The sequence below is a fragment of the Sorangium sp. So ce117 genome, assembly GCF_051524395.1.
GTDB lineage: Bacteria > Myxococcota_A > Polyangia > Polyangiales > Polyangiaceae > Sorangium > Sorangium cellulosum_B.
In genome coordinates this window covers 4,254,211-4,268,454 of sequence record NZ_CP150309.1, presented here as the reverse complement: position 1 = coordinate 4,268,454, position 14,244 = coordinate 4,254,211, and the positions used below count along the sequence as shown (strand labels likewise).

The window sequence follows — 14,244 nt, the reverse complement described above, 5'->3', positions numbered from 1 at the left end:
CAAACCTCGATTACGCCTTGCTGTGCATGGCTCGAATTCTGCTCACCCTGGCGATGTTCCTCCTGACCGCGGCGTGCGGTCGCTCCGATGCCCCCCAAGAAACCGGCTCGCTCCCCGGCGCGAAGAAGGACACCGCGCCGCAGCCGACCGCTGACGGGGACATCACCTTGACGGGCGCGGGCGCGACGTTCCCGTACCCCCTGTACACGAAGTGGATCGCTGAGTTCCAGAAGGCCAATTCCAAGGTCAAGATCAACTACCAGTCCATCGGCTCCGGCGGTGGGATCCGGCAGATCACCGAGCGGACCGTCGACTTCGGCGCCACCGATGCCCCGATGAACGAGGAGCAGCTCGGGAAGGCCGCCGGCATCCTTCACCTGCCGACGTGCCTGGGCGCGGTCGTGCTGACCTACAACCTCGAGGGTGTCCCGTCTGGCCTGAAGCTCACGCCGGAGGCGGCCGCGCACATCTTCCTGGGCAAGATCAAGAAGTGGAACGACCCGGCCCTCCAGAAGGAGAACCCGGACGTGAAGCTCCCCGACAAGGAGATCGCGACGGTCCACCGCTCGGACGGCAGCGGAACGACCAAGATCTTCGTCGACTACCTGAGCGCGGTCAGCCCGGAGTGGAAGAGCGGACCTGGGACCGGGACGAGCGTCAACTGGCCTGGCGGCCTCGGCGCCAAGGGCAACGACGGCGTCTCCGCCCTGATCACGAGCACGCCCGCCTCGATCGGCTACATCGAGCTCGCGTACGCGATGCAGAACAAGCTCACGTTCGCCTCGCTCAAGAACAAGAGCGGGAAGTTCATCACCCCGTCGCTGGAGAGCACGACCGCCGCGGGCGCCGGCGCCGCCGCAAAGATGCCGGACGACCTCCGGATCTCGCTCGTGGATGCCGAGGGCGAGGACGCATATCCCATCGCCGGCTTCACGTACCTGCTCGTGTACCAGGAGCAGAAGGACCTCCCGAAGGGCAAGGTGCTCGGCAGCTTCGTCAAGTGGGCGATGCAAGACGGCCAGAAGTTCACGAACGACCTCCATTACGCCCCGCTGCCCGCGGCTGTGGTCGAGAAGGTCAACAAGAAGCTCGCCGCGCTGGTCGGCCCTGACGGCAAGCCCCTGCTCGCCCCATGACCCCAGGAATGCGCGCCAGCCGCGCGAACGGCGCCCCGCCGTGCGCGGCTGGCGTGCGCGCAGGAGCGCAGGATAGGTCCATGAGCACCGTAGAAGTCCCGATGCAACAAGCCGCCTCGCCCGCGCCACACAGCGATGCGCCACATGGCGCGCGAGGAGCCGATCGAGCGTTCCGCGCCATCCTGACGATGTTCGGCCTCACGGTGCTCGCGGTACCAGCGCTGATGGTGCTGGAGCTCATCCGATCGTCGCGGCTCGCCATCGACAAGTTCGGGCTGGGGTTCCTCGGCGGGAGCGTGTGGGACCCTGCGCGCGAGGAGTTCGGCGCGCTCCCGTTCGTGTACGGCACGGTCGTCACCTCGCTGATCGCCATCGTGCTCGCTGTCCCCGTCTCGCTCGGTCTCGCGATCTTCCTGTCGGATCTGGCCCCCCACCGGATCCGCAAGCCGCTCGGGTTCATGGTCGAGCTCCTCGCGGCGATCCCGAGCGTCGTCTACGGCTTCTGGGGCATCGCCGTGCTCCGCCCCTGGCTCCGGGACACCGTCGAGCCGGTCATCATCAAGTACTTCGGCTACATCCCCCTCTTCGAGGGTCCGCCGCTCGGCTTCGGCATGTTCGCCGCGGGCGTCATCCTCGCCATCATGATCGTCCCGACGATCACGTCGGTGTCGCGGGAGGTGATGCAGGCGGTGCCCCAGCTGCACCGCGAGGCGGCGGTCGGCCTCGGCGCGTGCGCGTGGGACACGATCCGCTACGCGGTCCTCCCCTCGGCGCGCTCGGGCATCATCGGGGCCATCATCCTCGGGCTGAACCGGGCCCTCGGCGAGACGATGGCGGTCACGATGATGATCGGCAACGTCCCGAAGGTGAGCGCGTCGATCTTCCACCCCGGCTATTCGATGGCGAGCGTCATCGCCAACGAGTTCGTCGAGGCGACAAGCGACATGTACGTGTCGGCGCTGTCCAAGATCGCGCTGCTCCTCTTCGGGGTCGCCCTCCTCCTCAACCTCTTCGCCCGGTGGCTCGTGAGCTCGACCAAGAGCAAGCTGGAGAAGCGCGCATGAACAGCGACACCCCTGTCCCCGTGGCGAGCCCCACGAGCGCCCCCCGGCGCACGCTGCTCGAGCCCGCGCCCGGCGAGACGCTGCGCCGCGTACGCAGCTACTTCTTCGAAGGGCTCTGCGTGTCGAGCGCCGTCGTCGTCCTGGTCCCGCTGTTCCTGATCTTCATCTACGTCGTCAGCAAGGGCCTTGGCGGGCTGTCCCTCGACTTCTTCACCCAGCTGCCGAAGCCCGTCGGCGACGAGCGGAGCGGCATGGGCAACGCGGTCGTCGGCACGCTCATCCTCGTCGCCATCGGCTGCGGCATCGGGTTGCCGACGGGCATCCTCGCCGGCATCTACCTGGCCGAGATCGGGCGCGGCAAGCTCGCTGCCGCCATCCGGTTCATCGCCGACGTGCTCGGCGGCGTCCCTTCGATCACCATCGGCGTGTTCGTCTACGCCCTCGTGGTGGTCACGATGAAGCGCTTCTCGGCGCTCGCGGGCGGCATCGCGCTCGCGATCGTGATGCTCCCGACGGTGACCCGCACGACGGAGGAGCTGCTCAAGCTCGTGCCCGCCCACCTCCGCGAGGCGTCGCTCGCCCTCGGCGTGCCGGAGTGGCGCACGAGCCTCCTCGTCGTGCTCCGGACGGCCTCGCCCGGGATCGGCACCGGCGTGATGCTCGCCGTGGCCCGCATCGCCGGCGAGACCGCGCCGGTGCTCCTCACCGCGCTCGGCTCATCGTACTGGAGCTTCGCCATCGACCGCCCCATCGCCTCGCTGCCGGTGCAGATCTGGCGGAACGCTACTTCGCCCTACCCGAAGTGGCAGCAGGAGGCGTGGACAGGCGCCCTCGTGCTGATCGTCATCGTCTTCCTCCTCAACCTGCTCGCGCGCATCGTCACGTCGCGGAGCGTCAAGGCGCGCTAAAGGCACTCGATGAGCTCGTTTGACTCACTGCACCACAAAGTACGGTCCGGGGAACGCCGCAGCGGGCTCGACACCGTTGGCATCGACAGCCGCTCCATGGAGCCTGAGGACGAGGCGCCGCCAGCCAAGATCAGCGTCACCCGGCTCAACGCCTATTTTCACAAGTTCCACGCCATCCACGACATCACGCTGAACATCCCCGACGGCCAGGTCACAGCGGTCATCGGCCCGTCCGGGTGCGGGAAGTCGACGTTCCTGCGCTGTCTCAACCGGATGCACGAGCAGGTGCCCGGGGCCTCGGCGAAGGGCTCCGTCATGATCGACGGCGTGAACATCTATGACAAAGCCGTCGACCCGGTAAGGCTGCGGCGCCGCGTCGGCATGGTGTTCCAGAAACCCAACCCGTTTCCAACGATGTCCATCCGCGAGAACGTCCTCGCCGGACACAAGCTGAACGGCATCTCCGTCAAGGATCCCACAGGCCTCGTCGAGAAGTGCCTGCGCCAGGTGGCGCTCTGGGACGAGGTGAAGGACAAGCTCGATCAGTCCGGGCTATCCCTCTCGGGCGGCCAGCAGCAGCGGCTCTGCATCGCCCGCGTCCTCGCGGTGGAGCCGGAGGTGATCCTGCTCGACGAGCCGTGCTCGGCGCTCGATCCCATCGCGACCGCGCGCGTCGAGGAGCTCATCGACGAGCTGAAAGAGCGATATACTTGCGTGCTCGTAACACACAACATGCAGCAGGCCGCGCGGTGCTCTGACTATACCGCCTTCTTCTACATGGGGGACTTGGTGGAGTTCGACAGGACCCAGACGATCTTCACCAACCCCAAGGAGAGCAAGACGGAAGACTACGTCACCGGGAAGTTCGGCTGATGGAAGCGGGGGATAGAGTCATGCCGACGTCGCACACGAGCAAGGTCTACGAGCACGAGCTACGCACGCTTCGCGAGAAGCTGCTGCTCATGGGCAGCCTCGTCGAGGAGATGATCCAGAAAGGCTCGACCGCGCTCACGACGCGCGACACGGGCCTCGCCAAGGCGACGATCCGGCTCGATCGCCGGATCAACCGCCTCGAGTGCGAGGTCGACGAGCTCTGTATGAGGATCCTCGCGACGCGCCAGCCCGTCGCGTCCGACCTGCGCTTCGTCACCACGGCGCTCAAGATCGTCACCGATCTGGAGCGGGTCGGCGACCTCGTGGTGAACGTCTGCGAGCGCGTGCAGGAGCTCAACGAGGAGCCGCCGCTCGCGCCGGTGGCGGATCTGCAAGGCCTCGCGGACGAGGCGATCGAGGTGGTGCACGAGGCGCTGGACGCGCTGGTCGCCCGCGACTGCGAGCGAGCGAACCAGCTGCTCACGCGCGATGACGTGATCGACGAGCACTACGCCCGCATCTTCCAGGAGGTGCTCCTCGTCATGAGCCGCGACCCGAGCACGGTGTACAGGGCCACACGCATCCAGTCGATCGCCAAGTACCTGGAGCGCATCGCCGATCACGCGATGAACATCGCCGAGTCGGTCGTCTTCCTCGTCAAGGGGACGGACATCCGGCACCACAACCGCCTGAAGGAGAACGACCCGCTCTCCTCGCCTCCGCCGGCCGGGCTTCGCCTGCGCTAGGCGCCAGCGCTGGCCGGAGGCGCCGTCCCACCGTGGCCGTGGGGCTCCTCGTCGCCGTGCGCGTGCGCGTGCCCGTGATGCGCCTCGTGCCCATGCTCGCCGGCGCAGCGGGCGTCCTCCCATCCGACCCAGTAGGGGCCGTCCGGCCCGTGCTCACGCTTCCAGATCGGCAGGCGCTCCTTGATGCGGTCGATGAGCAGGCGGCACCCGCGGAACGCCTCTCCCCGGTGCGGCGCGCTCGCGGCGCAGGCGACGGCGACATCGCCGACGTGGAGCGCGCCCACCCGGTGCGTCGCGGCGACGCGCACGCCAGGGATCTCTGCGGCGAGCTCCGACAGGATCCGCTCGAGCTCGGCCTCGGCCATCGTCCCGTAGGCCTCGTACTCCAGCAGCGTGACCGAACGGCCCTCGTTGACGTCGCGCACCACGCCCAGGAACGTGGCGATGCCGCCCGCGCCAGGGTGAGACACGGCGGCGATGAGCTCGTCGAGACCGAGCGGCTCGGCGCGGATCCGGCTCACGGCGCGCTCCGCTGGAAATGGCCGGAGCGGCCCCCGCTCTTCTCGAGGAGCTTGATGTCCGAGATCACCATCTCGCGATCGATTCCCTTGAGCATGTCGTAGATGGTCAAGCACGCGGCGCTCACCGCGACCATGGCTTCCATCTCGACCCCTGTGCGATCCACCGCCTCCGCGGCGGCAGTCACCCGGATCGTCGCGGAGGGCTCGTCCACGTCGAGCGAGACCGAGACGTGGGTGAGCGCGATGCCGTGGCAGAGCGGGATGAGCTCCGGCGTGCGCTTCGCCGCCATGATCCCGGCGATCCGCGCGGCGGCCAGCACGTCGCCCTTCGGGGCGTCGTCCCGCGCGACCCGGGCGATGGTCTCGGGGCGCATCATGACGGCGCCGGACGCGACAGCGCGTCGGTGCGTGACGGGCTTGCCTTCGACAGGCACCATGCGGGCCTCGCCGCTCGGAGAGAGGTGAGTCGAGAGCGCTTCGCCCTCGCCGGGTCGATCAGGGGTTCGCGGCATCGCCCCGGAATCTGACACGACAGCCGTGAGGACCGGAAGCCGAACGTGATCCGGCCCCGCTCGGATCCGCCCGCTCCGTCAGCCGCCGATCGCGCGGATCGACACCGTGGAGGCGGTCTCTTCGGTGCAGCCCTTCCAGACCTTGCCGTCCGGCTTGAGGCGCCACGCCTCGTCCAGGCGCAGGCGGATCGCCGCTCGATCGCCGCTCTTCGCCTCGCGCGAGGCGTCGACGCCATCGTCGGTGGCGAGGCACGGCCGGAGCACGCCCGTCGAGGAGACGCGCAGGCGATCACAGCTCTCGCAGAACGTGTCGCTGGTGCCCGTGATGAAGCCCACGCGGAGCGACGGGTCGCGGCGAGCGCGGACGTACCTGGCCGGGCCGAGGCCGGGCTCGGCGGCCGCCTCCTCCGGGAGGAGGTGCTCGGCAAGGCGCGCCCTCATCTCGGCCGCGGTGACGAGGTGCTTGCCGACGAGCCGAGCGCCCTCGGCGATCGGCATCACCTCGAGGAAGCGCGGCACCATCCGGCGCTCCCAGGCCCACAGCGCGAGCCGCTCGATCTCGTCGTCGTTCACGCCGCGGAGGACCACCGTGTTCAGCTTGATCGGCGAGAAGCCCGCCGCGATCGCGGCGTCGATGCCGTCGAGCACCCGGGCGAGCTCGCCGCCCCGGGTCATCTCGCCGAAGCGCCCGGGATCGAGGGTGTCGATCGAGACGTTCAGCCGATGCAGCCCGGCGGCGCGCAGCGCCCCGGCGAGCCGCGCGAGCTGCGACGCGTTCGTCGTGAGGGCCAGATCCTCGAAGCCGAGCGCGGCGAGGCACTCGATGATCGACACGATCTCGGGGTGGAGCAGCGGCTCGCCGCCGGTCAGGCGCACCCGCCGGACGCCGGCGTCGCGCAGCGCCTCGAACATGGTGCGCCAGGCGGCCGTCATGAGCTTGCCGTCGGCATAGCCGTCATGCCGCGACGGGCGGCAGTAGGTACACGCGAAGTCGCACCGATCCGTGACCGAGATGCGCACGCTCCGCGGCGCGGGCCCCGCGTGCTCGCCAGCTGCCTGGCCGGCGCCGTCGCGGTAGGGGATCACGGCCGCGCGTCGGCCAGCGTCTCCGCCGCCGATGAGCGGCAGCGATCGCCGCCGCTGAGCCGATGCGTCGCCCGCACTGCGCGCAGGATCGAGGCCGCCGATAGAAGAAGGCATGGCGCGTCCCTCTCGGGTCCTCCCGCTAGCCGCCCGCCACCGGCGGGATCAGCGCGACCTCGTCACCGAAACCTACAGGATCGCTCGGCGTCGCATAGACGCCGTTCACCGCCACCCGGATGGATCCCTTGTAGGGGCCGAGCCCCGGATAACGAGCACAGACGTGCTCCAGGAGCTCCGCTGCGGTGCAGGGACCAGCCAGCGGCAGCGCCACTTCTCCGGTACCCAGCACATCCCTCGCGCCAGCGAATGCAAGCACGCGTACCGCTGCATCCATCACCGCAACCTAGCATCGCTCCGCGGACCCGACACGACGAACTGCCGCCAAGCGACCTCGGGCCGCCCTGGCGCCTGGCGCCTGGCGCCTTCCGCCTGGCGAGATTCGAGTCTACCGGGCCCGGCCGGCACGGCTATCATCGGGCGGCTCACCGTCATGTCGGAAGAAGGCTTTTTACCGGGCACGATCCTGGCCGGTCGCTATCAGGTCCGCCGAGAGCTGGGCCGCGGCGGCATGGGGGTCGTCTATCTCTGCCGCGATCTCGTGATCGACGAGCGCGTGGCCGTGAAGCTGCTCGACCGGCCAGGCGCGGCGGCCCGCCCCGAGGACGCCTGGTGGTTCCAGGAGGAAGCCCGGGCGCTCGCCGGGCTCTCCCATCCGGCGCTCGTCAAGGCCCGCGACTTCGGGGCGCTCAGCAACGGGACGCCGTACCTCGTGATGGACGCCGTCCCAGGTCGATCGCTCCACGAGTGGCTCTACCTCGCGCGGCTCGAGGACCCGCTGCCCTGGCCGATCATCTGGAGCGTCATCGACCAGGTGCTCGGCGCGCTGGCGCACGCGCACGCGCGCGGCGTGATCCACGGGGACCTGAAGCCCTCCAACGTCCTCGTCGATCTGCAGCACGGGGGCGAGCCGCCGCTCGTGCACGTGCTCGACCTCGGGCTGGCCTGGCTCATCCAGGACCGGGTCGATCACCGGCTCGACGGCTCCAGGGAGAGCGAACCCACGGTGCGCTGGGGCGCGGGCACCCCGGGCTGGATGGCGCCCGAGCAGATCCGCTTCGCGGCGCCCCACGTCGGACCGCCGACGGACCTCTACGCGCTCGGCTGCATCCTCTACGCCCTGCTCGCCGGCGGCGAGGTCTACGACGGCAACAACGACGAGCTCCTCCAGCAGCACCGGAGCGCGTCGATCCCGGACCTGCCGCTCCCCCCACCGGTGCCGGGCGACGTCGCGAAGTTCGCGAAGCGGCTGCTCGCGAAGCGGCCCTGGCACCGCTTCGACTTCGCGGGCGACGCGCGGCGGGTGTGGAAGCGGTTCGAGCCGCGCAACAACGCGAACGTGACCGCGACGCCGCTGCCGATCGCGCTCTTGACGAGCGGCCGTCTGCCCCCGAGCCGCAAGGAGCTGCTCACGCCCGAGCTCATCGAGCCCCCAGACGACGACCCGCCGCCGTCCGTGACGACCACCGGGCTGCTCGCGCTCCGGCCGAGCCCGTTCGTCGCGCGGACCGGGGAGCGGGCGCGGCTCATGGAGGTCGTGGCCGAGATGGTCGACGCGCCGAAGGCGATGCACCGGTTCGTCCTGCTCGCGGGCGAGGCCGGCGTCGGCAAGAGCCGGCTGGCCGAGTGGCTCTGCGAGGAGGTCCACGAGCGGGCGCTCATGGTGCCGCTCCGCGCGCGCTACCGGCGCATCGCGGCGCCGCTCGACGGCGTGCTCGGCGCGGTGACCCAGCACTACCGGCTGGAGCGGGCCGAGCGCGAGATCGTCGAGAAGGTGCTGATGAACCTCTGGGAGGTCCCGCCGGAGGACGAGGTCGGCAAGACGTGGGTCGCGGCGACCGCCGAGTGGATCAAGCCGTCGCCCCCGGGGAGCGAGGCGGTCGGCCCGACGGGGAAGCGCTTCCGCCTGGATCGCCCCGAGCTCCGCTGGCTGATCATCCGCAAGACGCTGGAGAGGATCGGCCGGGACAGGCCGGTGCTGCTCTGGCTCGACGACCTGCACTACGCCTCGTCGACGACGTTCGAGGGGCTCCTCACGCTCCACCGCGACGCGCCGAACCTGGGCCTGCTCGTCGTGGCGACCGTCAGGAGCGAGGCGGTCGAGTGCGATCCGGTGGCGGCGAGGCGCATCGAGGGGGCGCTCGCGGCCTACGTCGGGGAGCGGCTCGACGTCGCCCCGCTGAACCCCACGCAGACGCACGCGCTGCTCCGGGAGACGCTGCCGCTCGACGACGCGGCGGCCGAGGCGGCGACGGCCCGCAGCAAGGGGAACCCGCTCTTCGCGCTGCAGCTGCTGCACGCGTGGGCGGGCGGCGGGCACCTCCAGCTCCGCGCGGGCAAGTACTTCGTGCCGAGGGCGTCGATGGCCGTGCAGGCGGCGACGACCGCCGACCTCTGGGAAGAGCGCCTCGCGGCGCTGCCCGAGGAGCTCCGCACCGGCGCGCGCGCCGCCGCCGCGCTCGGCGGCGACATCCGGCGCGAGATCCTGCGCGCGCTGCTCACCTCGCTCGACATCTCGGCGGACCGGGCGATCGCGTCCATGCAGCGCGCCCAGATCCTCCTCGCCGTGGGCGATCGCCTGCGCTGGCCGCACGCGCTGCTCCAGGAGCACCTCCTCTCGCAGCTCTTCCTCGAGCCGGACGCGGCCCGCGTGTTCCGCGCCGCCGCCGACGCGCTCGGGGCGCACCCGGCCGCGTCGAGCCGCCGCATCCTCCGGCACCGGGTCGTCAGCCTCCTGCGCGCCGGCGACACCGACGAGGCCGCGGCGCTCATGCACGCGCACGTGGCGGCGCACTGGCAGAGCTCGCGCGACATCGCGGCGACGCTCCGCGATCTCGCCGTGCTCGACGGCAAGCTGCCCGGGGGGAGCGACTCGCGCCCGGGCCTCCGGGGCGGCGTGGACGCGCGGCCCGTGCTGACGGGGACGCGCCTCGGGACGCAGCTGCGCTTCCGCGCCGAGGCGCTGCGGCTGGCGGGGAGGCTCGACGAGGCGCGGCGCGACGCGGAGGACGCGCGGCGCATCTTCGAGCAAGCCGGCGACCGCGAGAACCAGGCGCACTGCCTGCGCCTGCTCGGGCACATCGCGTCGGACCTCGGCGCGGAGGCGCAGGGCCGGCGGCTCGTCGCGCGGGCGCACGCGATCTTCGACGAGATCGGCCACGGCCACGGGCAGGCGCAGTGCGAGGTGCTGCTCGGCGAGATCGACTACCTGCTCGGCGAGCACGCGCGGGCGCGGGCGGTGCTCGCGTCCGGGGCGTCGCGGTTCATGGAGGTCGGCGATCGGCTCGGCCGGGCGCAGTGCCTGCTGCTGCAGAGCATGGTCGAGCAGGCCGGGGCGACCTCGGACGCGGCGCGCGCGCTGCTCACGACCGCGCACGCCGACTTCGACGCCATCGGCTACCGGCTCGGGCTGGCGCAGTGCGACCTCGCGCTGTCGCACGCGGACCACCGCGTCGGCAACTTCGAGGCGGCGCGCTCGGGCGCGCTCGCGGCGCGGCAGAGCTTCCGCGACGTCGCGAACCCCCGCGGCGAGGCCGGGTGCGAGCGCCTGCTCTCGATGGTGGCCCTCGACGCGGGCGCGCCGGAGCTCGCCGAGGAGCACGCGCTCGCCGCCGGCAGGCTCTTCGAGCGGCTCGGGGATCCGTGGGGCCTGGTGGAGGCGCGGCTGCTCTTCGCGCAGATCGCGCTCCACCGCGGGGAGGCGGAGCTCGCTCGCGAGCACCTGATGGCGTGCGAGGCGGTGGCGCTCGCGGAGGCGGAGCCCCGGCAGCACCGGCACCTGACGCTCGCCTGGCTCGCGTACCACGAGGGGCGCTTCCACGAGGCGGCGCGCGAGCTCGACGCGGCGCGCGCGGCCTTCAAGGACAGCCGCACCGGGGACCACACGCCGCAGCTCCTCGAGCGCTTCGCGCGGATGGGCTGGCCCAAGCCGGCGGGGGCGCGGATCAGCGGCTGGATGCGCACCCTCGAGAACACCTGAGGCGGAGTCCGGAGACGGGGGCGCCCGCGCATGGCAACTCCCCTCCACGACAGCTTTCCAAGGGGATCAGAGGCCGTCGATAGCCGACGCTCTCACAAGATGCGTCGCCGAGCGGGTGAATCCCGCTCAAAGAGGGAGCCAGAAGTCGGGCCCGAAGAGCCGGCGCGCGTCCTCGATGGTGCGGAGGGCACGCGGCAGATCGAGCCTCGCCTGGTGCTCGGCCAGCTGCACGACGTAGGGGATCCAGAGCGGCCTGCAGACGACGAGCGCGGCGAGGTGGAACTCCGCCTCCTCGGTCTGGCCGAGATCCATGGCCACACGCGCCAGGAGGCTGTGCACCGGGACGGGCGACCCGAGCGGCGCGATGGCCGTGGCGCAGCGTCGCACGCTCTCCGCGGCCTCCTCGCTCGGGTGCCGCCGGAACTCCTGGAACGTCTCCTCGAGCTCGTGCTCGTCGCTCACCTGCTCCGGCAAGTGCTGCACGACGAGCGCCTTCCAGTGATCGACGAACGGCAGACCGGCGAGGGCGATCGAGCTGTCGGCGTGGGCAAGGAGCATATCGGCCTCCTTCCAGTCGCCAGCCTCTCGGGCGAACTCGAGCCCCGAGACGACCCGAGCCTCCTCGTGGAGCCCAGGCTCCTTCGTCAGGAGCCAGCGCTGCCAGTAGAGCGCGCCCCGGAAGGCCACGCGCGCGAGCGGCTCGTTGTTGTCCGCGCGCATCTGCAGCGCCTTGTCCAGGAGCGCCCCCTTGTGCCGCTGCACGTCGTCGACGACTAGGCTCGCTGGCCAAGCGCAGAGCCCGCACGCCTCCGAGATCATCGCACCCCCCTCGCACCGCGCGAGAGCTGCCTGCCGAAAGGCAGCGCAGAAGAAACCCCCCGCGATACAGGCCAACGCTACCACGACGCCCGCAGCACGCGAGAGGTCGTCGTCAGCGGGTGGCAGGCAGACAACATTGACGAAGGCGACAGCGCTCGAATGCCGCCGCGCGAGCGGCCTGCACCGGGACGGATCCCGGATCAGGGAGCGGACGAAGGGCGAAACCGACGAAGCCGACGAAGCCGACGAAGCCGACGAAAGCGAGCGGGACGACGAGGACGACGACGACAACCAGCGCGCCGAGCCGCGCGCGGGCTCATGGACCTCGATCTCCACCGAGGCTTCCTGCACAATGCGCCGCTGGCGGCAGCGGCAGAGAGGGGTGTCGGCGGCCGCTCGAGGTGCTGATTGGCGATCGAGATCGAGAGGACAACGCGGCGGCACGGCGCTCCTGACCCCCTGCGGCGCCCACGATGAGCCAGCCTGATCTCCACCGCGCCGCGTTCGAGGCGGCCGAAGACGCGATCCTCCTCCTGGAGAACGGCCGCGTGATCGACGCCAACCCGAGGGCGATACGGCTGCTCGCCGGATCCGCGGAGGGCCTCGTCGGACGGGAGCTCGCGGACCTCGCGCCGCTCCTGCAGCCCGACGGACAGGCTTCCGCCGAACGCCTCGCGCAGCGGCTCGACGCGGCGGGCCGGGGCGAGCCGCAGCGGTTTCGGTGGCTCTACCGGCGCCCGGGCGGGGACTTCATCCAGGCCGACACGCAGATCGCGCGGCTCGCCCTCCCCGACCGCGCAGGGCCGATCCTGCGCGCGGTCGTGCGCGAAGAGGACAAGGAGCAGCGGCGGCTCTACGCGCTCGCCGTCGACATGCTCGGCGCCGCGACGCTCGACGGACGGTTCAAGGAGCTCAGCCCCTCGTGGGAGCGCACGCTCGGGTTCAGCCGCCAGGAGCTGATGGCGCGGCCCTACCTCGAGTTCATCCACCCCGAGGACAAGGCGCGCACCCTCTCGGAGACAGACACGTTCTCGACGGGCGCGCAGACGATCACCTACGAGAACCGTTTCCTCTGCAAGGACGGCTCGTACCGGTGGCTCGAGTGGAACGCGATGCTCGCGCTCGACGAGGGCCTCGTCTACTTCGTCGCCCGCGACGTCACGCGGCGCAAGACCGCCGAGATCTCGCTCCGTGAGTCCGAGGAGAAGCTGCGGGCGCTGTACGACGGCATCCCGCACCACCTGGTGGTCGTCGACAAGGACGCGCGCATCGTCTCGGTGAACCGGCCGTCTCCCGGGGTCCGGGAAGAGAGCATCGTCGGCCGGAGCCTCTACGATTTCACGGCGCCGGAGTACCACGACACGGTGAGGGAGGCGCTCCAGACGGTGCTCCGGGAGGGAGGCCGCGCGAGCTACGAGGTGGTCGGCCTCGGGGTAAACGGCGGGCGGGCGTGGTACGCGAACCACGTCAGCGCGATCCGGGGGGCGGACGAGGTCACGAACGCGCTCATCGTGGGGGAGAACATCACCGAGCGCCGGCGCGCCGAGGAGCAGCGCCGGGAGAGCGAGGCGCGCTTCCACGCGGCCGTGGAGGCCAGCATGGACGCGTTCCTCACGCTGGCCTCCCGCCGCGACGACAGCGAGGAGATCGCCGACTTCGTGATCACGGGGCTCAACGCCCGCGCCGCGACGATGCTGTCGTCGATGCCGCGCGAGCAGCTCCTCGGTCAGCGCCTCTCGGAGCTCGTCCACTCGGTCGAGGCCGGCGTCCTCCTGGAGAGGTGCCTGCGCTGCCTCCGGAAGGGGGCGCCGATCGAGGAGGAGATCCTCCTGCCCGCGTCGAACGCCCAGGCGTCGCGCCCGAGCGTCTGGGTGCACCACCAGATCGTGCCGATCCAGGGCGGCGTCGCCGTGACGATGCGGGACACCACCGAGCGCAAGCGGCTCGAAGATCAGCTGCGCCAGTCGATCGAGCGCCTCGAGGTGTACGCCGAGGAGCTGGAAGGCAAGAATCGGATGCTCGCCGCGGAGAACGCCGAACGCGAGCGGACCGCGAGCGTCCTTCGCCGGCAGCAGGAGGCGATCCGCGCGCTGTCGACGCCGATCATCCAGGCGTGGGAGGGCGTCCTCGTGCTGCCGATCATCGGCGCGCTCGACCGCGCCCGGGCCACGGACGTCATGGAGAAGCTGCTCGGGGAGATCGTCCGCACGCAGGCCCACTTCGCCGTGCTCGATCTGACCGGCGTGGAGGACGTGGACACGCCGACGGTCGACCACCTGTTCCAGGTGGCCCGGGCCGCGAGCCTGCTCGGCAGCCGCTGCCTCGTCTCCGGGATCTCCCCCGGGGTCGCGCAGGCCATCGTGACGCTCGGCAGCGACGCGCGGACGCTCGAGACCTTCGGCGCGCTGGAGGACGCCCTGCGCCATGCGCTTGTCGTGTCCGGCGCCCGGCTGCCGAGCGCGCGCGGCAAGGCGCTGTAGCGGCGG

The 14,244-nt window shown here is 71.0% G+C and carries 12 protein-coding genes; 7 read left to right on the top strand and 5 right to left on the bottom strand.

All coding sequences use genetic code 11. The features are described from left to right. Positions 1-26 precede the first annotated feature (26 nt). The 5 genes from pstS to phoU all read left to right on the top strand — a co-directional run bounded on the left by pstS (position 27) and on the right by phoU (position 4,727). Entirely contained in the window at positions 27-1,136 is a 1,110-nt protein-coding gene (gene pstS / locus WMF46_RS15960; RefSeq protein WP_437986387.1) for a phosphate ABC transporter substrate-binding protein PstS, read from the top strand. An 80-nt stretch (positions 1,137-1,216) separates the two neighbouring features. Continuing rightward, complete coding sequence (pstC, locus tag WMF46_RS15955; RefSeq protein ID WP_437552805.1) at positions 1,217-2,200, top strand: phosphate ABC transporter permease subunit PstC; 984 nt, start codon at positions 1,217-1,219, stop codon at positions 2,198-2,200. Further along, on the top strand, positions 2,197-3,108 hold the full coding sequence (pstA, locus tag WMF46_RS15950) for a phosphate ABC transporter permease PstA (RefSeq protein WP_437552804.1): 912 nt from the start codon (positions 2,197-2,199) through the stop codon (positions 3,106-3,108). Before pstC ends, pstA begins: the two co-directional genes overlap by 4 nt. Before the next feature lie 96 nt (positions 3,109-3,204). Beyond that, a complete protein-coding gene (pstB, locus tag WMF46_RS15945; protein ID WP_044964962.1) occupies positions 3,205-3,981 on the top strand; it encodes a phosphate ABC transporter ATP-binding protein PstB in 777 nt (258 codons plus the stop codon). A 20-nt stretch (positions 3,982-4,001) separates the two neighbouring features. After that, positions 4,002-4,727, top strand: a complete 726-nt coding sequence (phoU, locus tag WMF46_RS15940; RefSeq protein ID WP_044964959.1) for a phosphate signaling complex protein PhoU — start codon at positions 4,002-4,004, stop codon at positions 4,725-4,727. Here phoU and WMF46_RS15935 read toward each other — a convergent pair. From WMF46_RS15935 to WMF46_RS15920, 4 genes are all read right to left on the bottom strand, one after another. Continuing rightward, on the bottom strand, positions 4,724-5,248 hold the full coding sequence (locus WMF46_RS15935) for a molybdenum cofactor biosynthesis protein MoaE (protein WP_437986386.1): 525 nt from the start codon (positions 5,246-5,248) through the stop codon (positions 4,724-4,726). The genes phoU and WMF46_RS15935 overlap by 4 nt on opposite strands. Then, positions 5,245-5,760 carry a cyclic pyranopterin monophosphate synthase MoaC gene (gene moaC / locus WMF46_RS15930; protein WP_044964956.1) on the bottom strand — a complete coding sequence of 172 codons (516 nt, stop codon included), beginning with the start codon at positions 5,758-5,760 and terminating at the stop codon, positions 5,245-5,247. The genes WMF46_RS15935 and moaC overlap by 4 nt, the downstream gene beginning before the upstream one ends. Before the next feature lie 78 nt (positions 5,761-5,838). After that, a complete protein-coding gene (moaA, locus tag WMF46_RS15925) occupies positions 5,839-6,960 on the bottom strand; it encodes a GTP 3',8-cyclase MoaA (RefSeq protein ID WP_437986385.1) in 1,122 nt (373 codons plus the stop codon). Positions 6,961-6,985: 25 nt separating this feature from the next. After that, positions 6,986-7,237 (bottom strand): MoaD/ThiS family protein, encoded by a 252-nt coding sequence (locus tag WMF46_RS15920; protein WP_276597196.1) that lies wholly within the window; start codon positions 7,235-7,237, stop codon positions 6,986-6,988. 156 nt (positions 7,238-7,393) lie between these two features. Between WMF46_RS15920 and WMF46_RS15915 the strand changes: the two genes are divergently transcribed. Then, on the top strand, positions 7,394-10,939 hold the full coding sequence (locus WMF46_RS15915) for a protein kinase domain-containing protein (protein ID WP_437986384.1): 3,546 nt from the start codon (positions 7,394-7,396) through the stop codon (positions 10,937-10,939). A gap of 126 nt (positions 10,940-11,065) precedes the next feature. Here the strand turns inward: WMF46_RS15915 and WMF46_RS15910 are convergent, their stop codons facing one another. Then, complete coding sequence (locus WMF46_RS15910; protein ID WP_437986383.1) at positions 11,066-11,758, bottom strand: hypothetical protein; 693 nt, start codon at positions 11,756-11,758, stop codon at positions 11,066-11,068. A gap of 473 nt (positions 11,759-12,231) precedes the next feature. Here WMF46_RS15910 and WMF46_RS15905 point away from each other — a divergent pair, with 473 nt between their 5' ends. Next, positions 12,232-14,238: a PAS domain S-box protein gene (locus tag WMF46_RS15905; RefSeq protein WP_437986382.1), complete on the top strand. Its 2,007-nt coding sequence runs from the start codon at positions 12,232-12,234 to the stop codon at positions 14,236-14,238. Positions 14,239-14,244: the final 6 nt, after the last annotated feature.

Bases quoted from the DNA above. Each gene is read 5' to 3' on its own strand.
- pstS (WP_437986387.1), top strand. From the start codon at position 27: ATGGCTCGAATTCTGCTCACCCTGGCGATGTTCCTCCTGACCGCGGCG.
- pstC (WP_437552805.1), top strand. From the start codon at position 1,217: ATGAGCACCGTAGAAGTCCCGATGCAACAAGCCGCCTCGCCCGCGCCA.
- pstA (WP_437552804.1), top strand. From the start codon at position 2,197: ATGAACAGCGACACCCCTGTCCCCGTGGCGAGCCCCACGAGCGCCCCC.
- pstB (WP_044964962.1), top strand. From the start codon at position 3,205: ATGGAGCCTGAGGACGAGGCGCCGCCAGCCAAGATCAGCGTCACCCGG.
- phoU (WP_044964959.1), top strand. From the start codon at position 4,002: ATGCCGACGTCGCACACGAGCAAGGTCTACGAGCACGAGCTACGCACG.
- moaC (WP_044964956.1), bottom strand. From the start codon at position 5,760: ATGCCGCGAACCCCTGATCGACCCGGCGAGGGCGAAGCGCTCTCGACT.
- moaA (WP_437986385.1), bottom strand. From the start codon at position 6,960: ATGCCTTCTTCTATCGGCGGCCTCGATCCTGCGCGCAGTGCGGGCGAC.
- WMF46_RS15920 (WP_276597196.1), bottom strand. From the start codon at position 7,237: ATGGATGCAGCGGTACGCGTGCTTGCATTCGCTGGCGCGAGGGATGTG.
- WMF46_RS15915 (WP_437986384.1), top strand. From the start codon at position 7,394: ATGTCGGAAGAAGGCTTTTTACCGGGCACGATCCTGGCCGGTCGCTAT.
- WMF46_RS15910 (WP_437986383.1), bottom strand. From the start codon at position 11,758: ATGATCTCGGAGGCGTGCGGGCTCTGCGCTTGGCCAGCGAGCCTAGTC.
- WMF46_RS15905 (WP_437986382.1), top strand. From the start codon at position 12,232: ATGAGCCAGCCTGATCTCCACCGCGCCGCGTTCGAGGCGGCCGAAGAC.